This window comes from Candidatus Electrothrix sp. (assembly GCF_052785085.1).
Genome location: NZ_JALAAI010000060.1, coordinates 1 through 22798, shown reverse-complemented (window position 1 = coordinate 22798; position 22798 = coordinate 1). Strand labels below are relative to the sequence as shown.

Sequence of the window (22798 nt, the reverse complement as noted above, 5' to 3'; positions counted from 1 at the left end):
CGGTTCAAGATGGTTAAGTTTCCTGATGCTAATTTTGTCAGTGTGGGTGTTCTGAAAACGGGAGCAAAGTAGACAAATGCCCTCTGGGCTTAACCAATACCACCCCCTCTGGGGGTGGATTCTTTATTTCAATCTAAATTTTGTTTTTTTTACCATGGGCAGGCATTGCAAAATATTATCTATAAAAATCGCTGATGAAGTCACAAAAATAGTGATAGGAAAGTTATGAATATTCTGTACGATCATCAAATCTTTATGCTGCAAAGATTTGGGGGGATCTCAAGATATTACTTTGAACTTCTGCAAGCTGCGGATAAGTTATATCGTCCATCTGTTGAAGTAAGGTATCACATCAATCATTATATTGAGGATATCAAAAAATCAGAGAGTTATCCCTGGAATTGTGAAGAATCATTTGGTGGAAGATCTTTTACGGGAAAAGGAATATTTTGTCGTTTTTTAGAGAGATTTACTGGGGGTACTGATCCATGGAAAGAAAATTGTTTACAAATTAAAAAGGCGTTACATAATGAGAAGATTCATGTTTTTCATCCAACTTATTATAATGATTACTATTTTAACTGGATAGGTGAGATTCCATCTGTTATAACAGTTTATGATATGATCCATGAACTGTTTCCAGATAATTTCATGGATGATTTCTCAACAGTAGAATTAAAAAAGAGAGCAATATTTAAAGCAAAACATATAATTGCTATTTCGGAAAATACAAAAAAAGATATTGTTGAGATTTATGGAATACCAGAAGAAAAAATTTCTGTAATTCATCTGGCCAGCAACTTAAATTGTTATCAATCAGGTAAACCACCAGCCCCTGTTGCTGAACGTTATATTCTTTATGTGGGGATGAGGTCAGGGTATAAAAATTTTTATTTCTTTTTACGTGCTGTTGCAGACTTGTTGAAAACTGATGAATCGTTGCACTTGGTTTGCACTGGGAACCCATTTGATAAAAAAGAGATGTGGTTTATAGATTCGTTGGGTATTAGACGTGAACAAATTTTACAATTATTTGTAAGTGATGACGATCTTGCATATCTGTATAAAAATGCTTTGTTATTTGCTTTTCCATCTTTATATGAAGGTTTTGGGCTACCAGTACTTGAAGCTTTTCAATATGGATGCCCAACTGTTTTAAGCAGAACTGGATCATTACCCGAAGTTGGTGGCGATGCTGCATTGTATTATGATCCAAAAAGCATAGGTGAGATTAGAGAAACGGTTAAAAATGTTATTTATAATGAACAGTTGAGAAATAGCTACATTCAAAAAGGATACTCCCGGTTGAAGGCTTTTTCATGGGATAAAACCCGAAAGAAAACTGCGGAAGTATACGAAAAAATTTTGTGATAAATGGTGTGTGTACAGTGGGTAAATAGGCCTGCCAGTGTAAGCCGGAAAAAAGTTCGGATTTGAGGTCACTGAATTCGGAAAAAGCCCGCGATAGCCTGTGCAATTACCTGATGTTGCAGTTTGTCTTGCCTTAAGTTGATAGCTCTTTTTACGAAACCGTCATAAATGTGTTGAGAGGATTTTTTAGAACGGCTTATTTTCTGGCATGAATTATTTTCTGTGTAGGGCCAAGATCAAATTTTAATGTTGATATTTCATTAAGAGAAAGGATGCAATTGAATGAAAAGACAGGTTTTTCTAATATTAGATAGGTTGCTTCGGGCTCGTGGCATGAAAATTGTTTCTCGTGATGAGCCAAGTAAATGGTCTATGAGGCAGGCATTGATTCGTGCTTCTCAGCTTAAAAAACCTATATCGACGGTTGTTGATATCGGAGCATCTAATGGGAAATGGACCCAGATGGCCATGGAGGCAATTCCAGCGCAGTGTTTTTTTGCCATCGAACCATTAGAAGAGCGCAAGGTTGAGCTTGAATTGCTTAAGCAGCGCGATGCACGTTTTGGCTACGCTTTATGTGTTGCCGGGGCTGCCAGGGGCGAGGTTGAAATGACGGTGACGGAAGATCTGGATGGAAGTACAGTTGGCGGCGACCGTGGGACGGTCAGGCGAGTAGCTGTGCAGACGCTGGATCAGTTGATTGCTGAACAAAAATGCCCGGCTCCCTATTTGTTGAAATTTGATACGCACGGCTATGAGGTATCGATTTTAGAGGGGGCTTCCAAAACACTGGCAAACACGAATGTGATTGTTATGGAGACATATAATTATAATCTTACAGAAGATACCCTGCGTTTTCACGAGATGTGTGCGTATTTGGAAGAATTGGGCTTTCGGTGCTATGACATGGCTGAGCCGAGGCTCCGCAAATACGACTCCACTTTATGGCAGATGGATTTGTTTTTTGCGAAGGTTGATTCCGGATTATTTGAATATACTGGATATGCACCCGCTATGGACAAGGAGTGCTGATATTGAAAAACAAGGTTTCAAACAATGATTTTGTGGCGATGAATCGTGAGAACTTGCTGGAGCAGCTTCGTGATCTTCATCCTTGGCCGAAAAAACGTCCAACGCTTAAGCCTATCGGTGAGTAGTGGGGGTGAAGATGCCTGCCGCCATGGTCGAGTTGTGGGGTATAAAAATGCTGTTCGGAAAAGATAATGCAGGCTAAATATGTTTAATGCACCTCTCATAAGCATTGTTACACCATCTTTTAATCAGGGCCAATGGCTTGATTATGCTATGTGTTCGCTTCTTGACCAAGAGTATCCAAACCTTGAATATATTGTTATTGATGGTGGTTCTGCTGATGAAAGCAAAGACGTAATACGTAGACATGCTTCGCGATTGGCATATTGGTGCAGCGAGCAGGATAAAGGACAATATGACGCTGTTGAAAAAGGTTTCCGGCATTCTACCGGAGAAATCATGGCTTGGCTGAATGCAGACGACATGTATTTCCCGTGGACTCTTCAGGTTGTCGGAGAGGTTTTTGCGTTGTTTCCTGAAGTGGAGTGGTTAATCAGTCTTAATCCGGGAAGCTTTAACGAGCGCGGTGTGCTAAGCGGTTCGAATGCTCGTATGGGGTATTGTAAGGATCTTTTTAAGCGTGGCTTCTATCTGCGACTTGACAGCAATTCTGCAGGTCGTTTTATTCAACAGGAATCTGTTTTCTGGAGGCGCAGTCTCTGGGAGCGTAGCGGGGCCCATTTGTCTCGACGCTATGAGCTTGCGGGAGATTTCGAGCTTTGGGCGCGTTTTTTTCAACATGCACAACCATGGGGCATCAAGGCCATGCTTGCAGGTTTCCGAAGGCACAGTGAACAACGCTCCCAGCAACAGAGAACCCAATATTTGGCTGAAGTTTTCAAAATATTGTCAGAGTATGGTGGAACCGTAGAGCCCAGATGGATTTCGATGTTGCGAAAAAATTCTATTGTTCAGAGATTTCCTTTCGCCGAACAGCTTGGTTTGTCCTTTAAGGCTGCAAACATTAAGTGGTCCGCAGAGGAAAAGACATGGGTACAGCAACGTAGATATATATGTCAGTGAAGATTTGGGCGTTGACAACTTGCTTCAATCGGCGTGTTATAACGCTTCGGTGTCTAAAATCACTATATGCAGCAGCGGACAAAGCCCAGTGCCAGCTTTCTGTTTGTTTGGTCGATGACGGTTCTACCGATGGTACAACGGACGCAGTTCAAAATGAATATCCAGAGATTACAGTACTTAGGGGTGACGGATCTTTATTTTGGGCAGGTGGAATGCGATTCGGATGGAATGAATTTGTGAAACATCAATTTGTTGATCAATTACTGGTTTTTAACGATGATATTTGCTTTTTTGATCAAGCACTCTTGCAGTTGATTCAGACAACAAAAGATCTTCGGAACGCAGGAATAACCTGTACAGCTATAGCGGGCGCATTCCGTGACCCTGTGACTGGGACGACGACCTATGGTGCGGTAAAGCGAATCCACCTTTGGAAGTCTTTTAAGTTTGAACGGCTTGACCCCAAAGACAAAGTAGTCGCCGCTGACACTTTGAACATGAACCTGGCGCTAATATCAAAGGAAGCATTGCAGAAAATCGGCTTTTTGTCGCCCCATTATGTTCATAGCAAAGCGGACTTTGATTTTGGTTTCCGCTTAAAAGCGGCAGGTGGCAAGGTGCTATTGGCTCCAGGCCATATGGGGGAATGCCGTCGCAATTCAAAAAGTGGAAGATCAACCGAAGCTGGGCTCTCCATACGTCAACGTGCAAAAAGATTATTTTCAATAAAAGAACACCCTTTTATTGAAACATTTTATTACTATCGAAAATATGCAGGTCCACTATGGGCTGTTCTCCTGGCAAAAAAATACTTCAACAGGCTTTTTAGGTAAGTTTTACCTTGTAGTACTGTTACTCAATAATTAATCAAGCCGAATAAATGTTGGGCTGATTGGTTTGGGTAAGGAGTTTATGACATAATGAGTACATCAAAAAGTTTGTCTGCAAAACCATGTGTTCTTTTAATCCGGTCCTATGAACACATTTTTTTTCAGGCGTACTTATCCCGTGCATTGTCACAGAGCGACACCTGTGAGTTTCGACAGTATCCCAGAATACCTCATGATCAGGGAAAGAGCTTGAAGAAGCTTTTCTTCTCGGAAGAGGCTTGGGATAATTTGCACAATAATGTGATTGAGACAAGAAAAGAGTTTATTGAGTTACTTCAGCAGGGATATTTTGACATTATCTTGCTGTCAGACTGCGATGCATCGTTTTTTATCAAGCCTCATTCGATCAGGCGAAAAATTCGCGCAATAGCTGATTTTATTTATCGATTTTTTCATTTTGGTGTTAACTTGTCACGCAAACATTATGCCTATGAGCATTGCATGCCGTATACGTTGTCGGAATTGCGTAAATTCGCACCAGTAGCGGCAATTGATCTGAGTGAGCCAGCTTGTTTGTCTCAATCTGGTCGAAGGGTGTTTGAGGAATCTACGTTGTTTTTCAAACGAGAACTTCCGTATGACCGTTACTTTATGTATTACCCTGATCGGCCTGCTCCCTGGAAAGAGTGGCGGAAAAAACTGTTACCTTTCTTTGACAAGGTTTATGGTATACCCTTGGGCATTGAAGATGATAAGTATTTTGCATTGAAGCGACTCCGTCACGCTGAAAAAGATATAGATGTATTTATTTCTGGTGCTGTAAGCAATACGCAGCGTAAAACTGCTATTGCATTGCTGGATGAAATTCGGGCCGAGAAAGAATGGAATATTGTAATGCTTGACCATGTGTCATTTGATGAATACTGCGAGTTGGTTGCTCGCAGTAAGGTTACGATATCAATTGGCGGTTCAAGATGGGAGTGTTTCCGGCACTATGAGGCTGTTGCGCTAGGTAGTGTGCCTTTAATGAATCGCCCGAATATTGATGCTGTGTGGTGGAATGACCTTCCAGAAGCCATTTTCTTTGAAAATAATTTTTCAAATTTCTGTTTGCGCATAGATGAATTATTGACAAAAAGCGAGTTGAGAGAAGAGTGCTTCACTCAGCTTGAAAAGCGCATAGAGGGTGATATGCTGCACTCTACAGTTCTTGATTACGTTGTATCCAAAATGATTAACTTTAAAAAGTTCAAATGAGATCATCAATCTTGGATTTTATTAATAATGATGGTCCGGTAAAAAGTCAGAAATCAGTAAATCGCTAAGGATAAGTCAACGAGTTACAATTTTGGAGTCAAATCAAGGAGCAGTGGAATGTTGAAAAATGAAAATTCTGTTGAAGTTGTGATTTACGGTGCCGGGTCCATAGGTAACCATATGGCACATGCTTGCCGTAACAAGGATTGGCATGTGACCATGGTGGACCCAGATTCGGTTGCACTTGAAAGAACCCGCAGGGAGATATATCCATCTCGGTACGGTCAGTGGGACGAGAGTATAGACCTGGTATTTCCTGATGATGTGGATGGTACAGCCGATCTGGTGATCATTGGCACGCCGCCTGATTTGCATATGGAAATTGCAAGCGCGGTTTTACGGGGGCAGCCACCACAGGTGATGTTGATAGAAAAGCCTTTGTGTACGCCCGATCTAGACGGATATGAGGAGGTCGCTGCGCTCGTAAAAAAAACGGGTACAATTGTTTTGACTGGTTATAATCATGTTGTGACCAAAAACACAAAGAAAGCAGAACAAATCTTGACTTCACATGATTTTGGAAAGCCACAAACGATCATGGTTCGTTGGCTTGAGCACTGGGGTGGGATTTTTGGGGCTCATCCCTGGCTGAGTGGACCGTCAGATAGCTATCTCGGATACTCCGTGCGGGGCGGTGGTGCTTGCGGAGAACATTCTCACGGCATCAATCTATTTCAGCATTTTGCACGTTTTTTAGGGCAAGGAGATATTAAAAAGGTATCGTGCATGATGAGTGAGGTAGAAGATGGTGCTGCGCAATACGACAGGGTCAGCTCGTTGAATGTGCAAACGGACAGTGGCATGACTGGATTGGTTGTTCAGGATGTGGTGACCGAACCAGCAGTTAAGATGCTACGCATTCAGTTTGAAAAAGGGTACTTGGAATGGTATGCGAGCTATGACGCTGACCACGACGCAGTGCTTTGGCAATGTGAGGGAAAACAGGCTGAAGCATATTTAATTCCTCGTGAGCGTCCCGATGATTTCGTGGGGGAAATTGATGAAGTCGAGCGGATACTACAAGGAAGCAGGACAGGCGGTGCCATTTCCCTTGAAGCTGGATATCAGACCATGAGAGTGATTGGGGCGGCATATTCCTCGCACCGTTCCGGTCAGACCGTCGAACTATAAAAATCTGTTGCAAAAAAAGGAGAAACAAAGCCAAAATGAAGAATTTTGATTTTAACAACCTTTATATTCTTGATCTTGCTAATAATCATCAAGGGGATGTTTTGCATGGGCTGAATATTATTGAGGGATGTGCCGGAGCGGTAAAGTCCTGTGGTGTGCGTGCGACGGTGAAATTTCAGTTTCGCCAGCTTGAAACCTTCATCCATCCTGATTTCCAGTCTCGGAAAGATTTGCCCCATATTCCGCGTTTCATGGAAACAGCACTTAGCAAGGAACAGTTTTCCAAAATGGCTGTTGCGGTGAAAGATGGGGGAATGATTACCATGGCGACCCCCTTTGACGAGGAGTCAGTTGATGTCATTGAGGAATTGGAACTTGATGTGATTAAGATTGCCAGTTGTTCCGCTACAGATTATCCGTTACTGAAACGGGTGGTTCGTGCGCGGCGGCCGATAGTCGCTTCTACGGCCGGACTAAGTATCGGAAAAATTGATCGACTGATCAATTTTCTTGAAACACATGAGGCTGAGTTTGCCATCATGCACTGTGTAGCTCTTTACCCTACAGCCAATGATCGCTTAAATTTGAATCAGATTTCATATCTTCGCCAACGATACCAAGGGGTTCCTGTAGGTTTTTCCACGCATGAGGAACCTGAAAATATGAATGCCGTGCAGATAGCGGCGGCAAAAGGTGCGCTATTGTTTGAGCGTCATGTGGGACTAAATACCGATAAATATAAGCTCAACGCCTATTCTTCAACTCCAGACCAAATCAAACGATGGATACAGGCATCTCTTGAGGCGCAGACAATTTGCGGGGGAGAGGGAAGGGGACCAGCCTCACCCGCAGAGAATGTGTCGCTTCGTTCTCTTATGCGAGGGGTTTACGCAAAGGATTCCCTAAAAGCAGGAGATGTAATCAGCCGTGAGAATGTATTTTTTGCAATGCCGTTGCAGGACAATCAGATGACTTCTGGTGATTGGCACTCAGGAATGACGGCTGATAGAGATTACCTATCAGGTGAGGCTTTGCAAGAACAGATATCCACCTTCCGCCCGACGCCTGAAAGTATGATTTTTCAGATTATGCTGCAAGTAAAAGGTATGCTGCGTGAAGCGCAGGTACCTGTAGGGCAAGGAATGCCCGTAGAATTATCGCATCATTATGGTCTTGATCGTTTCCGTGAATTCGGCTGCACGATTGTTGATTGCGTGAACCGCTCTTATTGTAAAAAATTGCTAGTAATGCTTCCGCGACAAAAACATCCCTATCACTACCATGCAAAAAAAGAAGAAACATTCCAGTTATTGCATGGAGACTTAGAAATTTGTCTTGATGGGCATGTAAAGAAGCTGGAATTGGGCGAGACCGTTTTGGTGGAACCGGGAATGTGGCATAAATTTCACACACTGGATGGTGCTATCATGGAAGAAATTTCCTCGACCCACTACAATGATGACTCGTTTTATGATGATGAACTGATTGCTAAAATATCTAGGGAACACAGAAAAACCGTCCTAGAAATGCAACTGATTAATAGTTGGTGATTGCAATGCGTTATCGTGTTGTGGTGTTTGATTATGACGGTACGCTGGTGATGTCTAATGACATCAAGCGTGATGCTTATTTTCGTGCTATACCAGAGTATGGAAATATTTTAGACACGGTTTTGCGAATGAATCCAGGGGACACGAGGCGAGAGATAATTCGTAAAGTGCTGCTATCCATAGACCCCGATTGGGCAATGGGCGAAGAATTATCATCTCGTATTGAGGAAGTTGCTGAAAGATATGATATTATTGCGACCAAAGGGGCTTCTGAGTGTCCAGAACGATCAGGCGCAACAGCTTGTTTGAAGCGGCTGTCAGAACATGTGCCCTTGTATTTGTTGTCTGCAACACAGCAAGATAGTTTGGAAAGAATTGTTGATTACAGGGAATGGCGCAGTTTTTTTCAACGAGTCGTTGGTGTTACTGTCTCCGAAAAAGCAGGCATGTTGAAATCGTTTGCAGTTGAGCAGTATGTTCATATGGATGATATTCTGATGGTTGGTGATAGTGATTTTGATCGGGACGCAGCATGCAGTGCAGGTGCAGCCTATTTCCATATGGCATCTGGTAACACCATGCAGGATCTCATCCGTTTCCTGAATTCTTAGCGAGAGAAATAGATAAAGTAGGATGACAGATTACCCGATTTGCGTAGAGGTTCAATTCCATATTTTCGACAAATGGACTGCAATCATGTGGCGTTTGGATGCCAATACGAAAAAAAACTTACAAATCTTGCACATCAACTTGTTTGGTTATGATAATGACGGAGATTCCTAAATATGTATCATGATAAACGCATTTTAGCCGTTGTGCCTGCCCGCGGTGGTAGTAAGGGCATTCCGTTGAAGAATATTCATCTACTGGCAGGTAAACCATTAATTGCCTATACTGGTGATGTTTTAAAACATCTGCCAGAAGTGGATCGCGCCGTTGTGTCAACGGATCATGATGGTATTGCTGATTTGGCAGAGCAAAACGGGATTCCAGCACCGTTTCGACGACCACCAGATCTGAGTGGAGATCGCGTTGCTGACTGGGATGTTTTGTTGCATGCTCTGCAAGCCATGGAGGCAATTGACAGTTGTATCTACGACATTGTTCTGATGCTGCAACCTACCTGCCCGCTTAGGACGGCGGAGCATGTGCGGAAGACTTTTGAAAAGCTTATTGAAGGACACTTCGATTCTGTTTGGACGTTAAGCCCGACGGACAGCAAGGCTCATCCTCTTAAACAGTTAATTCTTCAAGATGGGAACATTGATTTCTATGATGCGCGCGGGCGAAATATTATTTCGCGTCAACAGTTGGAGCCTGTATACCATCGGAATGGCGCTTCATATGCAATCACACGATCCTGTATTTTAGAACAGCGCTCAATAATGGGGCAAAATTGTGGTTTTGTGGTCATCTACGATGCTCTTGCCAATATCGACACGCTGGATGATATTCGCTACGCAGAATTCATAATGATAAGTGAACATCACGATCAGAGTAGTAATGCGTGCTGATATGGATTTGATAGTTCCTATAGAGACCAAGGTGCGCGAGTTTCACGCCAAGGCATATTTAGCGACAGTTGCAGCAGAGCGTGGGTTCAAGGTTTGCATTGGAGATGCTCGTTCGATAAGGCGGCGTCTTGGCTGGTTGCCTGTTGGTGCGTATTTTCTGGACAAGTCTGTGGTTCCGAACCGAACTGATCTTTTTCGTTACTATCGTGCGCTTGGACTAAGAGTCGTGGCGTGGTGTGAAGAAGGTTTTTCATTAGTTGATAAGGATGCCTATCTCCGGCATCGAATTAACCCAGATGCACTGTCTCAGACCGAGTCGTTCTTTACATGGGGTCCATACCAATCCTCAATAATCAAAAACCGTTATCCAGAATTAGCAGGGCGAATTGCAGATACAGGTAATCCTCGAATCGACATTCTTCATTTACCGGCAAGGAGCGTCTTTAATGAGCAGGCAAAGCTGCTGCGGCAACAATATCCACATATGATCCTGATAAACACGAACTTTTCTATGTGTAATCATAAGAAAGGACGCATGGGATACATAGAACTGCTCAAAAGTGGAGGCAAGATCTCGACAACGGAAGATGAGGAATTTGCAAAAGGGTGGATGAAGCATAAAGAAAATCTTTTTATAGCTTTTAAAAAGCTTGTATTCACATTGAGTCAGGAATTTGGTGACCGGAAAATTATAATTAGGCCTCATCCGTCAGAAAATCACGATGTATATCGTGATTTATATAAAGATGTAATAAACGTTGATGTCATACACGAAGGCAATGTCATTCCGTGGCTTATGGCAGCCGACATTGTGATTCATAATGGCTGCACCACTGCGGTTGAGGCTTGTTTGCTTGATCGCCCTGTGCTTGCTTATCGTCCATTTGTCTCGGATCGATTCGATATTGATTTCCCTAACCAAGTGAGTGTTGATGTATCAACAGAGGAAGATGTCGTCTCATGCATTCATTCAAACAGCCAAATTGAGCGTGCTGAGCGTGATGTAACGCTCCAAAGATATATCCATAAGGTCAAAGACAGTCATGCAGATGCAATTGTTGATCTTCTGTATCAAAAGTGGGAAAGCGGCACTGAATTCTCTATGCCCCTGCGTTTGTTGATGGAGATGAGACGACTTGCCTTTCGACTTCGCATGTGGCGAGCATGTTCTTACGATTCAGAGTCAATTTATGAAAAACAGAAGTTTGGAAAATTGGAACGAAAGGAGTTGTTAGAAGTGGTGAACCATTTTTCTTCAAATCGCAAACCAAAACATTCTTATGATGTGCATCAGATTTGGAAAAATTGCTTTGTCGTGAAAAAGGCAACCGAATATGAGTCTTAATAAATCTGATTATATATGCATGCTAATCTATCACTATTGGCCAGATAAGGTTGGTGGAGCAGAGCAATCTTGTCGACGACTAGCTGCGGGCCTAGCGGAGCATGGATATAAATGCATAGTCCTGACTGCACGAACTAACTTGCTCTATTCCCGTATAGAAAAAGATGGCAATGTTACTATCAGGCGTTTTTTTGTTCCTGAGGCTTGGGTTGCCGTGTTGAGAAGTATTGTCGGGTTCTTTCAAAGCTCAAAAACGCAAAGCAACGACCATTCAAATTCACCTTCGCGTCCAAAGGAACCTCTCAGGAAAACAATTGGGTTGGATGTGATCCTGTCTCGGTTGCTGAAATATTGGAACAGCCTATTTTTCATGTCAGGGGTTTCTATGTGGTGTTTCTGGCACCGAAAGCGTATAAGTATTTTGCATGTGCATACTTCAGATTGGATTGCGGGGGTAGCTGGTTGGCTTTGTCATTGGCATGGTATCCATGCGCTGTGCAAGGAATCGACCTTTCCCGCTTTGCCGGAATATACTCAAGGCATTCCGTTTCGGAGTGCCTTGAATATGTGGCGCAAACGATTGCCGTTTATTGCACAAAACCCGAACGTTAAAGAAGACCTGGTGGCGAAGGGCATTAGACAGGATTGTGTTTTTGTTATCCCTAACCCAATTCCTATTTGTGGTATTGAACGACATGAGCATCAAAGTCCCTTCGTGTTATGGATTGGCAATGCATCGCAAGGAATTGACACGAAAGGATTGGATGTACTGGCGAGTTCGTGGGAAAGAATCAAGCATGAATGCCCGTCGGCAACATTGGCCTTACTTGGAGCTGGGGTAGACGACAAGGTTCACTCTCTTTTTGATTCCCAAAATTCAAATGGTGTTGAATTTTTTGGTTATGTTGATGATGTCAATATCTGGATTAAGCGAGCTTGGGTTGTTGTTTTACCATCGCGACGAGAAGGAATGTCGAATGCGCTTTTAGAGTCGATGGCGTTAGGAGTTCCTGTTGTTGCATCCAATATTCCCGGCAACAAGTATATTGTTAAGCATGACATAACAGGCCGGCTTTTTTCATCTGAAGACTCTTCTTCATTGACTCAGGAAGTTTTAAAACTCATAGATAGCCCAGATGAGCGTAAAAGGTTAGGAGATTCTGCTCAACAATATGTAGTGGACCATTACGATAAGAGTTCTGTAGTATTGAAAACCATCGCATGTTATGAATCCCTGCATAAAGGAAGTATTCCTGGTTGTTGAAATCATCGTAGAGTAGCGATTATATAGATCGCATTTCGTAATTATTAAGTCTAAGATTTACTTTACTGAGCTTGATAGATCGTCTTGGTTTCGTGTCAGTGCTCATGTCGATTACGCAGATAGGAAGAACATGCTGAATTTTGATGCAGATGAAAATCAGCCGCCTCAAGTTGTTTTTTTAACATATATAAGCCGTTCCGGTTCGACTTTTTTAGCTCAGATCCTTGATTCCTTGCATGAGGTTTGTGTCGGTTTAGAAACCAGGCTGGATGATGGTTGGATTCGTGGTGAACATGTTTGTTTGCATTCAGAATCAGAGATTCGTGCTTATCTGAACCAGATGGAGAAAGATGCCAAGTTTCGCCAATGGGGCGTGTCTTCTGATGAGATATGGCAGAGACTTTCTATGCATCCTCCACCAATATATTTTGGGGATATACTGCAAGCAGCGTTACTTGAATATGCAGGAAAAACATCTCCGAAGGTGTTGGTCCATAAGTGTGGTCATTATATTTCTTGCGTTTCCAAAATCAGGCAGGAAATTCCGAGGGCAAAATTTATATTTGTCGATAGAGACCCGAGAGCCATATATTGTTCACAAAAACGAAGTATTGACAGTTTAACCCGACAACCCATGCAGAGTGATATTGTAGATTTTGCACTAGAATACAAGAAACTTCAGCGGTCTTTGCAATCTGTCAGTCAAGACCCGTATGTCATGGTTGTTCAGTATGAAGAAATTATCGCAAGCGATCCGAGAGCAATACAACAAAAGTTTGCCCAATTTCTTGAAGTAGATTCATTCTCTGTCAATACATCCAATTACTATTCCACCATACCTGAAGCGCAGAAACATTTGCATCGGCGAGTTGAATCGGGAGTTCCTGACAGGACGAGAGTGTCGGCATGGAAGAATGAGTTGCCCGTCAGTGAGATTCTTTTTCTTGGCTGGGCGTTGCGTAACTGGTTGAAAGCAAAAAAGTATGAAAATTGTAAAATACCCATTGATAAGATTAAGCTCACAGAGTTGTTTGCTCTTTTTAGACACCTTTCGCGATATATTTATGAAGCACATTTCGGTAGGCATTTTAGAAATAAGATGAGAGATTGCCTATGGAAAAGGTGACTCAAAGAGTGTATGCGCAATATTGCAAGCTAGTATCGTTCGCATCAGCCAGAAGGCATTAGAAAAGATGAAGGCTAAACCATTAAAAGTTGTGATGGTTATCTGGAAGTATTATCCAGTTTTTGAAGGAGGAGCTGAAAGGCAATGCAGAAAAATAGTGACTGAGCTGTCAGCAAAAGGTGTGGAGTGTACGGTACTGACTGCGAGGGTGGAACGTAGCCTTCCTCTGGAAGAAATGATACCGGGAGGAGGCAGGATTGTAAGAATTGGTTCATTAGCGTTCTTGGATTCTCTTTATAGGCGCATTTTCCGATATATCAGAAAATGTTTTGGCAAACAAAAGGAAGACAAACAAAATGATTCTTTGGAATTTTGGTGTGTTCTTCCTTTTGTCTGGGTTGCCCGTTTGTCATTTCTGGTACAACTGAAAAGGTATTTGCGTCGTAATCATGCAGATATTGACGTACTGCACGTCCACGAGGCGCACTGGATTGCAGGCGCAGTGGCATGGGCAAGTTCCGGTCTTACTATTCCCATTGTATGTAAAGAGGCTGATTTTCCTGTGTCACAGCAGATCAGCTATGATACTCCCATGAGGGGCGCACTCGCTGAACGTCGCCAACATGTCAAATTTATAGCGATGACCAATGAAATATTCGAAGGATTGCTTGAGACAGGTATAAAAAAAACGCAAATATTTTGCATTCCAAATGGAGTGGCTGTTCCAAATGGCACAGCAGAATTTGCTTTATCGCAGGACATAGTTTATATAGGCAACCTGACCCAGGGTACAAAACGGAAAGCTTTTGATATATTATTTGAATCCTGGGTGAAAGTGGTTAAAAAAAATACTTCCGCACGGTTGGTTGTTCTTGGTGCCGGTGATCCGTCAGTTTGGATAGAATATTTAAAAGATAATAAATGTTTATATAGTGTAACGTTCAAGGGGACGGTACCTGATGTTTCCTTATATTTGAAAAATGCAAGAGGTTTTGTTTTACCATCAAGGGTTGAAGGTCTATCCAATGCATTGCTTGAGGCAATGAGCTGGGGAGTGCCCGTGGTTATTTCAGACATTCCAGCCCATCGTTCAGTTATCCAGCATGAAGAAAATGGGTTGGTAGTGCCTGTTGACAATAGCGAATTACTTGCACAAGCTATGCTAAGACTTCTTGATGACGAAACACTTTGCGAAGAACTCTCAAGCAATGCCCGTGAGACTATTAAAGAAAAATACTCAATGGAGGTCGTGTCGGCATCCTTGATTACATTATATTCCAAACTTGCCAGTCACAATGAAACAGTAGAAGTATAGTGTTATATGGTTTTATTTGTGATACATGATATTCAAAAAGAAATCTCGGCAAATCGTCTATTTGGCAATAACTAGCTGATTAAATATATAAAAAACAGTTGAGGCACTTTTTTGTCTTTGAAAAAGAAAGAAGATCATTGGAAAGTAGTTATTTACACCGATGCGGTTGTTTTTGGTGGACACGAAGTCACGTTGCTTGAAGCTGTGAAAGGTTTACTCAAGGAACCCCGGCTTGAAGTGTGTTTCATGGTTCCAGAGAAAAACGACCGCCTTCTAAAGAAGCTCTCTTTCTTAACTGGGCAACTAAAGATTGTTAAACATTCCTTTTCCACTGCAGCCGGGGATGTCTTCCGTGTGCTCTGCAGATCTACAAAAGTCCGAAAATTACAAAGAATAATACAAGCTCACAATCCTGATCTGGTGATTGTCTCTCAGGGGGCAATAGCATTGTCCGCATGTGGGTTAGGCGCTGCTTCTTTGGCAGGTATTCCAGTGATGAGCTTTCTTCCAATGGCTCACCCTGTAGCTCTAGCCAGAGGAAAACAATCTCTGTCGGTTAGATTTCAAGAGTTTTTGTATCGTTATCTTTATGAGTTACCGAGTTTCTTTTTCACGATGTGTCAGACGACAAAGAAACAACTTGAGCATTTGCATGGCGTTTGTGGAGAACAAATTTTTATCAGCTATTATGGCTTTGATCTACCTCAATCCTCAAGGCCCGCATTGTCTTGGTCAGGTAAAGGAGACGAGGAGGAAAAACATATAGCTTTGGTGGGAAGAATAGAGTTTCACCAAAAACAGCAGGATTTTTTTGTTCAACAACTTGCCACATGTAAGAATGAGATTTCTTCACTAACAGTACATATTATTGGAGATGGCCCTGACAAGGAACCACTCAATAGGCTTGTCCACAAGTTAGGTCTTGGGGAAAATGTTATCTTTGAAGGCTGGGTGGAGGATATGAAGCCTTGGTATTCAATACTTGATGCCATCGTTCTTCCGTCTCGTTTTGAAGGCTTTCCTTTGGTTATGGTTGAAGCAATGTATCATGGGGTACCGGTTGTTGCGAGTAAGGTTGATGGTATGGAGGAAATTCTGCCAGTTCAATGGCTTTTCCCCATGAATGATGGAGAGGAAATGATGCGTTGTCTGCGCTATGTCTTCACTATAGATCAATATGACCATTTAGCGAGAAACCAGCGTATTGTTGTTGATGAAATGACTGCCGAGTCATATCAGAAAGATTTTAAGAATGCAGTGCTCTACTGTCTGGAAAGTAGAAAATAATTATGCGATGGCTGAGTCTGCTTTCGTATTGTCCTTTCTATCTGATAAAAAACAAGAGTAAGGTACATTCTAGTTGAATATACGGAGCACAGGCTGATGTCGGAAATTTTGGTTGTCGGAGGAGCTGGATATATCGGATCTCACATGTGTAAGTATCTCCATGCTAAAGGGTTGAAGCCTGTTGTGCTTGACAATCTGAGTCTTGGACATGAAGAATCGGTAAAGTGGGGATCGTTTTATAAAGCTGAACTTGATGATCAAAAGGTACTGGCTGAAGTTTTTGATAAGCATGATATTTTGGCAGTCATGCATTTTGCGGCCTTTTGTTATGTGGGAGAATCAGTGACAGCACCCTTGAAATATTATCAAAATAATATTGCTGCAACACTTGGGCTGCTTCGCGCAATGTTGCAACATGGTGTGAATAAGATCATTTTTTCTTCATCCTGTGCAACCTATGGCGAGTCTGTGTGTTTACCCATAACTGAAGAGCAGCCGCAACAGCCCATTAATCCCTATGGGCGCACTAAGCTGATGATGGAAAATATTCTGGATGATCTGGATAGAGCAAATGGATTAAAATCGGTATGTCTTAGGTATTTTAATGCGGCAGGTGCCGACCCTGAGGGAGAACTTGGTGAAGCCCATGAGCCTGAAACACATCTTATCCCTCTTGTACTGTATGCTGCACTTGGTCGCCTAAAAAATCTCACGGTTTTTGGCAAGGATTATTCTACCAAGGACGGAACCTGCATCAGAGACTATATTCATGTCAATGATCTTGCTCAGGCGCATTATCTTGCGTTACTCCATCTGTTGGATGGCGGTACAAGCAAAAAATATAATCTTGGAAACGAAAATGGATATTCCATACTGGATGTGATTAAAACTGCCAGCCAAGTCAGCGGTAAGGAGATTGTTTATACATTTGCCGAACGAAGAGTAGGAGATCCTGCCGTACTGATTGGCTCTGCCGAGAAAGCTATTTGTGAGTTGCATTGGAAACCTGAATTTACTCGTCTTGAAAAGATTATCCAGACTGCCTGGGATTGGCTTTCTAATAATCCCAAAGGTTATGAAACGACCAGGATCATATGACTATGCCGTCATTGAACACAACGCCGTTGGCCGAGTTTATTGTCGAAGTGAGTATAGTGCTTAAGTGTCTGGAGCGTGAAAATCAATGAAGTCTGTAGCCCTTGTCCCTTATTGTCCATTTCCCGCCGACAGTGGCGGCAAGGTGGAAATGTGGAAACATCTTGAGGTTTTGCGTTCGTTAGGGCAATGTACCATTGCCTCTGCAGCAACCCGCCCTGTGGGCATGGGCTGGCAGGTTTCAGCAAAAAAGGATATTGCACAATGCGGTTATACAGTCAGCTTGCGTGAGGAGTTTTTTCCCAAGCGAAACTGGAAGCAGCTTTTCGGGCTTGCGTATGGAGCCATCTGCAAGGGACTGCATCTGGAGCGGGCCTTTGGCCATACCAATCCGTACCATCGTCATGCCTTTCCAGACGATTTCCTCTTGCAATGCTCCAACAGGGCTGATCTGGCATTGATTAACTACAGTTATTGGGCCAGGCTCCCGACATCTTGTCCAAAGGTTATTGTTCTACTGGATTTATGGTCCAATACAATGTGGGGCGGAATAGAACCGGAGACCAGGGAGCTGGCGACAGCGGATTTGCTCGTTGTCATCTCCAAGGATGAAGAAGCGCAGTTGCGTGCCCGTGGGCTGAAGAATATTCTCTGGAGTCCTCCTTTAGCAGAGCCTTCGTATTTTCCACTGACAGAGCAGGTCGGACTGATCGGATCTGCAAACAAGTTTAATAGAGAAGGTATTTCCTGGCTCAGCAAAGCCAAGAAACCTGCTGTCCCTTTAACCGTCTACGGTGCCCTGTCGGCCTTTGCCAAGTGGCCGGATGCAGATACGGTGAGAAGCTATGCAGATACTCATACACCCTATTGCGACTGCGGGGTTGTCCTGCTGCCCACGGCCTTAGGTATGGGGGTGCAGATCAAGACCGTGGAAGCATTGGCTGCTGGCCGGGCCATCGTTGCCCGAACCGGAGCTATGCGTGGGCTGCCTCCGGGAAAAGGTGCTTGGATTGAGGTTGAGACACCGGAAGCCATGTGGGGACATGCTGCTTTACTCAGTCGTAACGCTGACCTGCGGGAAGAACAGGGGACTAAGGCGCGAGCCTATTATCAGGAGCATTTGGACTCCCGGAAGATTCTCGCTGAGCTTCGTACAGCCTACTCCACCTTGGTACAGGGCTGATTATCACTCTCACCCTATGAGCAACACCTCCAATTATTAAAAGATGTTTTGATCTGTTCCATTTGCAAGAAAATGCAACCCACTCAACTCTTTTCCAGGAGATGAACAATGGCAAATTCTCTTACCGGCTCAGTCGGTGAAAGCGGTAAAAACCAACCCGATGATGTTCGTGCAGTCTATGCATTGTTTAACAAGATCCTTTCGGTGCAGCTGGAAGTGAGTGATGTCTGCTCTGTTGAGCTGATTCGGGCAATCAGAGAGTTTCAGCAGGGATTCATGTCCCGTCCTGATGGCAGAATAGATGTGGGTGGACGAACCTGGAAAAAGCTCACCGCTACTGCTGAGGCACCGGAAACAGCAATTAGTGGATCAGTAGGGGAGGGCGGCCAGAATCGCTCCCGTGATGTCCGTATTATCTATGCCCTGTTTAATGCAATACTCTCCAGGCCCCTGGATGTCAGCGATCAATGCACAGACGAGTTAATTCAGGCGATTAAGGATCTGCAAAAGGGCTTTATGTCCCGTCCTGACGGCAGGATTGATGTGGGCGGGCGCACCTGGAGACGGCTGACCACGCCAGCCGGAGGAGCCGGCCAATCTGTGCTCCTGAGCTTTGATGATGGTCCGGCCCCAACAAAGGCCTTATTCTCCATTCTGGATATCCTGGATCGTTATGCTATCAAGGCGGAATTCTATGTTCTTGGTCAGGAAGTGGATAGCCAGCCAGCAGCAGCAAAGGAAATCGCAGAGCGAGGTCATAAAGTTCAAAACCATACCTATACCCACCCTAATCTGGCTCAGGCCAGCAAGAGCACTGTTCGCAGGGAACTGAGCAAAACCCAGGAGAGCATTAAAAAAGCCACCGGCTCCACGCCTACCAAAATTCGCCCTCCTTACGGTGCAGGCGGCTGGCGACCATACGATTGGGAGCTTATTACCGTGGCAAACGAACTTTCCCTGACCATTCAGAACTGGGATATTGATACAGAAGACTGGAAATCTCCCCAGGGAGTCGGTCCCAGCAAACGATCTATGATTGAACGTCAGCTTGCCCGCAGGCAGAATCAGACCGAGCTCAATGTGCTCATGCATGTCTTACCAGGAACAGCTGACGACCTGGGAGATTTTATTGAGCAGCTTAAACAATGGGGATTCAGCTTTGCCAGGCCGTAATATACGTAACATGTTGCTGCCGTATCACTATTTCCTGTTCTTCTGTCTTAGTCTGCTGCTGACTGGCTGCAACAGTCAGGCTGACGAGCTGGACCAGGCGAGCCGCAGTTACAAGGCGCATCGGGATTATGCTAGTCTTGAAGTGATCAACGGGCATCTGCGCAAAGGTATGGCGCAGAGCAAGGTGGAAGACCTGCTTGGTGAGGCCGACTACTCGCCCATTGCGGGACAATATTATTATTCCTCGGATCGCTCGGAAGTGGCAGGCAGCGGGAAAGAGCGGATGAATGTCACGGTCGGGCTGGTTGTGGAATACCGTGATGACCAAGGCCAGCTGACTGAGCAGTTGCAGAGCTTTTGGCTGGGGCGTATCCGGGAATAGACTCTGTTATGCAACAGGTATGGCAATGATTTATCCCGGGAGAATGACCGCAGCTGTTGAGGAAGATTTTGTCGTATTCCTTATCGGAATGCGCATCAATAAATTCTGGAAGGTGCATAAATGGCTGCCTGTGGCCCGATCCATGCTCAGGATGCTTGATGAACTGTATGAACATCCTGAGCTTGGTCTTCTTGGCCACGAACAGTGGATTGGCAGGACCACTGTTATGATGCAATATTGGAAATCCTTTGAGCACCTGGAAAATTTCGCAAAGGATACAACATCATCACATGTATCGACGTGGACACGCTTTAACAAACAGATCAATACAAGCGGAGATGTGGGTATCTGGCATGAAACATACCTGTCCGGGAAAGGGCGGTACGAGTGCGTATACAACAACATGCCTCAATTTGGGCTGGCAAAGGTTGGAAATCATATAAAAGCACAGGGAAATTACCTGTCTGCCCGGTCCCGAATAAATGCCTAATATTTCTCTCCTCCCCTGCCGGATATTCTATACCCCGATGTTCGCAAGATCACAGACCTCCAGCATGTATCGTCCATAGGAAAGCAGGCTGGCAACGAACAGATCGTAGGACCCGCCATCAAGGAAATTCACCGTCACATCCTCATCCAGGCCGGTCAGCACCATATCACTTCCTGTCGGAGAAAGAATCACCTCCGGGCCGAGATCTCCTGCAACAGGGCCAACAGCAAGGGTAATCTGACCGTCTGTCCGATAGACCGCCTCAAACCTGCACATCACCTGATCGCCAAGGTAGTTGCTTACCTTCAGCGGCCCGTCCACAGCATCGCCGACAACGAACAGCTTGGGCTGCGCTTGCGTGACAACATTGGTGGAGCGCAGGTGGTTGGCATACTCACCTGTGCGCAGTTGTCCATTCTTGCTGTATCGTGACCGCACCGTAATAGTTTTCTCAACATTGGGAGGAGTTGCTGACTCCCCTCCAAAATCAGGCGTGATGATGATTTTTGAGGGATTGTTGAGGCTGATGTTATCCTGCTGCACGATGTGGCCGTCAGCATCGGTCAGGAACACGCCCTGAGTCGGGTCTGCTTCGTCAAAGCCGATGTTGGAGCCATCCAGACGGAACCCGTAGTCCGCGCGAATCCAGTTCTGAAGCTTAGTATTTGTGTCATACGCCCCGCCGATATCAGGAGACTTTTCCGAATACGGAAGCCGCTCGTATTCCGCCTTCTGTGCTACGTCCTGCTTCAGTACCACGGAAGGCCTTGCTTTAACGTCAACACAGTCAGGCGGCAGGTCGTCAGTGGGCAGATCCAGGCGAACAGGCAGGGTGGTGACAAAAGAGACAAACCCGGACAGATTGATGGTGTTGCCGTCAGCAAGCTGGCGGATCACCTCTTCCCTGAATGCCTCAAGAACCGCTTTGGCAGTATCTACTGGGATGGTCGGGTTATGCAGATGGATTTGCTTTGCCAGAGCATCATAGTCCAGAGTCTTGCGGGCAATCGGTCGTGCAGTGGATGACGGGGGATTTGTCAGGTAGTTCTGGATAATCTTGTATTGGATCGGCATAACGTGCTCCTTGTGTTGAAGGGATATTTTTTATACCGGCTTATCGGTACAGACTGTTTTCAAAGTAAAACTTCCGAACAGATAGCGCAACAGGTAATATCGGATTATCCCGACCGATATGTCCGGCTGATCAAATGCATAGTCGCGTGCCTCTCCTGAGCATGGTCACCCTTTGGTTCCGAGCATGGTCATCGTCCAACCCTGAGCATGCTCACCGTTTGACTCCGAGCATGCTCGTAGATGTTACGAATGCGGGGGTTCGTGTGCAGGGGAGGCGGTGGGACGGAGGAGCTTTGCTCCCTCAGACTTACCATATTTTACAAGCCTGTTTTTTTCTTGTTTTATGGGCAGTATTTGAGATAAAATTTATTAATTATCAATTATTCAAAAAGAGAGAGATTTATGATTCAAAGCAAATGGTTTTTCAGACAAATAGTTCCTCTACTCTTTCTTCTCATTCTCCTCAGTACCACCGGATGCACAGTAATACCTCATAAACTTGGGCCGTTTCCAGAAAAGCAACTCATTGTTACTGATGGAAAAGGAGACATGTTAAAACCTTTCGGAAATATATCCCGAGAGAAAAACCTTTACAGCTCCATCCTTGAGCTAAAACATCCCATTCGCTGTAGTCAGGATAAAAAAGATTATCTGAAGAAATCTGCTGAAGAAATCGCCAAGCAATTAGGAGCAGGAAAAGACGTTGTCATCTATCTCCACGGAGGAATGAACGTTCAGGTCAAGGCATTGAAACGAGCCCAAGATTTATTAAACTATACGAAGGAGCATAAACAAGATGCCCCTTATTTTGTTTTTATCAATTGGCAGAGTTCATTATATAGTAGTTACCGAGACCGGTTATTTGCTATCCGCGAAGGCAAGGACTACCGAACTTACGATGGTACCACCTCTCTTCTCAAGGAATTGCCCAACGACCTTGCCGGACTTTTTTTCTACCTCCCAGCAGACCTCCTTACTGGGGTCGCAAGAAGCCCACTTTCTCTGGAGAGGGCCTTTGTTAACACCCACTGGTTCAGCTTGGATAATGAGATTAACTGTTATGCAGCGCCGGACAACAATCCTCTTTAGCCGGGACAATAATGCTGATACTGATAATTTCCTATCTGACATATCCCTCTGGTACCACTTAAATAGCTGGAACACCTGGATGAAAATGCTCTTCTATTAACTCCCTTAAGTCCTTTTCTCTCCTTATTTTACGCATAATCTGAACAA

Annotated in this window: 22 protein-coding genes; 21 read left to right on the top strand and 1 reads right to left on the bottom strand. The window is 44.2% G+C overall.

Annotated elements, in window-relative coordinates; translation table 11 throughout:
- Nucleotides 1-225: 225 nt before the first annotated feature.
- The 20 genes from L2082_RS10945 (at nucleotide 226) to L2082_RS10850 (ending at nucleotide 20488) form a co-directional block, all read left to right on the top strand.
- A complete protein-coding gene (locus L2082_RS10945; protein ID WP_446011744.1) occupies nucleotides 226-1371 on the top strand; it encodes a glycosyltransferase family 4 protein in 1146 nt (381 codons plus the stop codon).
- Between the two features lie 282 nt (nucleotides 1372-1653).
- Nucleotides 1654-2403, top strand: coding sequence for an FkbM family methyltransferase (locus L2082_RS10940; RefSeq protein WP_446011743.1), 750 nt, complete (start codon nucleotides 1654-1656; stop codon nucleotides 2401-2403).
- A 2-nt stretch (nucleotides 2404-2405) separates the two neighbouring features.
- Nucleotides 2406-2528: a hypothetical protein gene (locus L2082_RS10935; RefSeq protein ID WP_446010906.1), complete on the top strand. Its 123-nt coding sequence runs from the start codon at nucleotides 2406-2408 to the stop codon at nucleotides 2526-2528.
- A 79-nt stretch (nucleotides 2529-2607) separates the two neighbouring features.
- Nucleotides 2608-3486 carry a glycosyltransferase family 2 protein gene (locus L2082_RS10930; protein WP_446010907.1) on the top strand — a complete coding sequence of 293 codons (879 nt, stop codon included), beginning with the start codon at nucleotides 2608-2610 and terminating at the stop codon, nucleotides 3484-3486.
- Nucleotides 3477-4319 carry a glycosyltransferase family 2 protein gene (locus L2082_RS10925; RefSeq protein ID WP_446010908.1) on the top strand — a complete coding sequence of 281 codons (843 nt, stop codon included), beginning with the start codon at nucleotides 3477-3479 and terminating at the stop codon, nucleotides 4317-4319. Before L2082_RS10930 ends, L2082_RS10925 begins: the two co-directional genes overlap by 10 nt.
- Nucleotides 4320-4565: 246 nt before the next feature.
- Entirely contained in the window at nucleotides 4566-5573 is a 1008-nt protein-coding gene (locus tag L2082_RS10920; RefSeq protein ID WP_446010909.1) for a hypothetical protein, read from the top strand.
- A gap of 117 nt (nucleotides 5574-5690) precedes the next feature.
- The gene (locus L2082_RS10915; RefSeq protein ID WP_446011742.1) at nucleotides 5691-6764 is read left to right on the top strand and encodes a Gfo/Idh/MocA family protein; all 1074 of its coding nucleotides are present in this window, start codon (nucleotides 5691-5693) and stop codon (nucleotides 6762-6764) included.
- A gap of 35 nt (nucleotides 6765-6799) precedes the next feature.
- On the top strand, nucleotides 6800-8314 hold the full coding sequence (locus tag L2082_RS10910; RefSeq protein WP_446008846.1) for an N-acetylneuraminate synthase family protein: 1515 nt from the start codon (nucleotides 6800-6802) through the stop codon (nucleotides 8312-8314).
- A 5-nt stretch (nucleotides 8315-8319) separates the two neighbouring features.
- Nucleotides 8320-8925 carry an HAD family hydrolase gene (locus L2082_RS10905; RefSeq protein WP_446011741.1) on the top strand — a complete coding sequence of 202 codons (606 nt, stop codon included), beginning with the start codon at nucleotides 8320-8322 and terminating at the stop codon, nucleotides 8923-8925.
- Between the two features lie 174 nt (nucleotides 8926-9099).
- A complete protein-coding gene (locus L2082_RS10900; RefSeq protein ID WP_446008845.1) occupies nucleotides 9100-9828 on the top strand; it encodes an acylneuraminate cytidylyltransferase family protein in 729 nt (242 codons plus the stop codon).
- A complete protein-coding gene (locus L2082_RS10895) occupies nucleotides 9818-11173 on the top strand; it encodes a surface carbohydrate biosynthesis protein (protein ID WP_446008844.1) in 1356 nt (451 codons plus the stop codon). Before L2082_RS10900 ends, L2082_RS10895 begins: the two co-directional genes overlap by 11 nt.
- A complete protein-coding gene (locus L2082_RS10890) occupies nucleotides 11163-12437 on the top strand; it encodes a glycosyltransferase family 4 protein (RefSeq protein WP_446008843.1) in 1275 nt (424 codons plus the stop codon). The genes L2082_RS10895 and L2082_RS10890 overlap by 11 nt, the downstream gene beginning before the upstream one ends.
- Nucleotides 12438-12567: 130 nt before the next feature.
- Complete coding sequence (locus L2082_RS10885; protein ID WP_446008842.1) at nucleotides 12568-13563, top strand: sulfotransferase; 996 nt, start codon at nucleotides 12568-12570, stop codon at nucleotides 13561-13563.
- Between the two features lie 22 nt (nucleotides 13564-13585).
- On the top strand, nucleotides 13586-14878 hold the full coding sequence (locus L2082_RS10880) for a glycosyltransferase family 4 protein (RefSeq protein WP_446008841.1): 1293 nt from the start codon (nucleotides 13586-13588) through the stop codon (nucleotides 14876-14878).
- Between the two features lie 117 nt (nucleotides 14879-14995).
- A complete protein-coding gene (locus L2082_RS10875) occupies nucleotides 14996-16165 on the top strand; it encodes a glycosyltransferase (RefSeq protein WP_446008840.1) in 1170 nt (389 codons plus the stop codon).
- Nucleotides 16166-16261: 96 nt separating this feature from the next.
- On the top strand, nucleotides 16262-17263 hold the full coding sequence (gene galE, locus L2082_RS10870) for a UDP-glucose 4-epimerase GalE (RefSeq protein ID WP_446008839.1): 1002 nt from the start codon (nucleotides 16262-16264) through the stop codon (nucleotides 17261-17263).
- Between the two features lie 85 nt (nucleotides 17264-17348).
- Nucleotides 17349-18443 carry a hypothetical protein gene (locus L2082_RS10865; RefSeq protein WP_446008838.1) on the top strand — a complete coding sequence of 365 codons (1095 nt, stop codon included), beginning with the start codon at nucleotides 17349-17351 and terminating at the stop codon, nucleotides 18441-18443.
- A gap of 108 nt (nucleotides 18444-18551) precedes the next feature.
- Nucleotides 18552-19616 carry a polysaccharide deacetylase family protein gene (locus L2082_RS10860; RefSeq protein ID WP_446008837.1) on the top strand — a complete coding sequence of 355 codons (1065 nt, stop codon included), beginning with the start codon at nucleotides 18552-18554 and terminating at the stop codon, nucleotides 19614-19616.
- A complete protein-coding gene (locus L2082_RS10855) occupies nucleotides 19573-19998 on the top strand; it encodes a hypothetical protein (protein WP_446011740.1) in 426 nt (141 codons plus the stop codon). Before L2082_RS10860 ends, L2082_RS10855 begins: the two co-directional genes overlap by 44 nt.
- Nucleotides 19999-20017: 19 nt before the next feature.
- Nucleotides 20018-20488, top strand: coding sequence for a DUF4188 domain-containing protein (locus L2082_RS10850; protein ID WP_446008835.1), 471 nt, complete (start codon nucleotides 20018-20020; stop codon nucleotides 20486-20488).
- A gap of 27 nt (nucleotides 20489-20515) precedes the next feature.
- Here the strand turns inward: L2082_RS10850 and L2082_RS10845 are convergent, their stop codons facing one another.
- Complete coding sequence (locus L2082_RS10845; protein ID WP_446008834.1) at nucleotides 20516-21562, bottom strand: HU family DNA-binding protein; 1047 nt, start codon at nucleotides 21560-21562, stop codon at nucleotides 20516-20518.
- Between the two features lie 402 nt (nucleotides 21563-21964).
- On the opposite strand from L2082_RS10845, the gene L2082_RS10840 reads away from it, so the two are divergent.
- A complete protein-coding gene (locus tag L2082_RS10840; RefSeq protein WP_446011739.1) occupies nucleotides 21965-22651 on the top strand; it encodes a hypothetical protein in 687 nt (228 codons plus the stop codon).
- Nucleotides 22652-22798: the final 147 nt, after the last annotated feature.

Excerpts from the sequence above, each read along its gene's own strand:
- L2082_RS10840 (WP_446011739.1), top strand. The coding sequence starts at position 21,965 with ATGATTCAAAGCAAATGGTTTTTCAGACAAATAGTTCCTCTACTCTTT.
- galE (WP_446008839.1), top strand. The coding sequence starts at position 16,262 with ATGTCGGAAATTTTGGTTGTCGGAGGAGCTGGATATATCGGATCTCAC.
- L2082_RS10905 (WP_446011741.1), top strand. The coding sequence starts at position 8,320 with ATGCGTTATCGTGTTGTGGTGTTTGATTATGACGGTACGCTGGTGATG.
- L2082_RS10945 (WP_446011744.1), top strand. The coding sequence starts at position 226 with ATGAATATTCTGTACGATCATCAAATCTTTATGCTGCAAAGATTTGGG.
- L2082_RS10940 (WP_446011743.1), top strand. The coding sequence starts at position 1,654 with ATGAAAAGACAGGTTTTTCTAATATTAGATAGGTTGCTTCGGGCTCGT.
- L2082_RS10925 (WP_446010908.1), top strand. The coding sequence starts at position 3,477 with ATGTCAGTGAAGATTTGGGCGTTGACAACTTGCTTCAATCGGCGTGTT.
- L2082_RS10900 (WP_446008845.1), top strand. The coding sequence starts at position 9,100 with ATGTATCATGATAAACGCATTTTAGCCGTTGTGCCTGCCCGCGGTGGT.
- L2082_RS10930 (WP_446010907.1), top strand. The coding sequence starts at position 2,608 with ATGTTTAATGCACCTCTCATAAGCATTGTTACACCATCTTTTAATCAG.
- L2082_RS10915 (WP_446011742.1), top strand. The coding sequence starts at position 5,691 with ATGTTGAAAAATGAAAATTCTGTTGAAGTTGTGATTTACGGTGCCGGG.
- L2082_RS10895 (WP_446008844.1), top strand. The coding sequence starts at position 9,818 with ATGCGTGCTGATATGGATTTGATAGTTCCTATAGAGACCAAGGTGCGC.
- L2082_RS10890 (WP_446008843.1), top strand. The coding sequence starts at position 11,163 with ATGAGTCTTAATAAATCTGATTATATATGCATGCTAATCTATCACTAT.
- L2082_RS10850 (WP_446008835.1), top strand. The coding sequence starts at position 20,018 with ATGGCAATGATTTATCCCGGGAGAATGACCGCAGCTGTTGAGGAAGAT.
- L2082_RS10845 (WP_446008834.1), bottom strand. The coding sequence starts at position 21,562 with ATGCCGATCCAATACAAGATTATCCAGAACTACCTGACAAATCCCCCG.
- L2082_RS10885 (WP_446008842.1), top strand. The coding sequence starts at position 12,568 with ATGCTGAATTTTGATGCAGATGAAAATCAGCCGCCTCAAGTTGTTTTT.
- L2082_RS10865 (WP_446008838.1), top strand. The coding sequence starts at position 17,349 with ATGAAGTCTGTAGCCCTTGTCCCTTATTGTCCATTTCCCGCCGACAGT.
- L2082_RS10860 (WP_446008837.1), top strand. The coding sequence starts at position 18,552 with ATGGCAAATTCTCTTACCGGCTCAGTCGGTGAAAGCGGTAAAAACCAA.
- L2082_RS10910 (WP_446008846.1), top strand. The coding sequence starts at position 6,800 with ATGAAGAATTTTGATTTTAACAACCTTTATATTCTTGATCTTGCTAAT.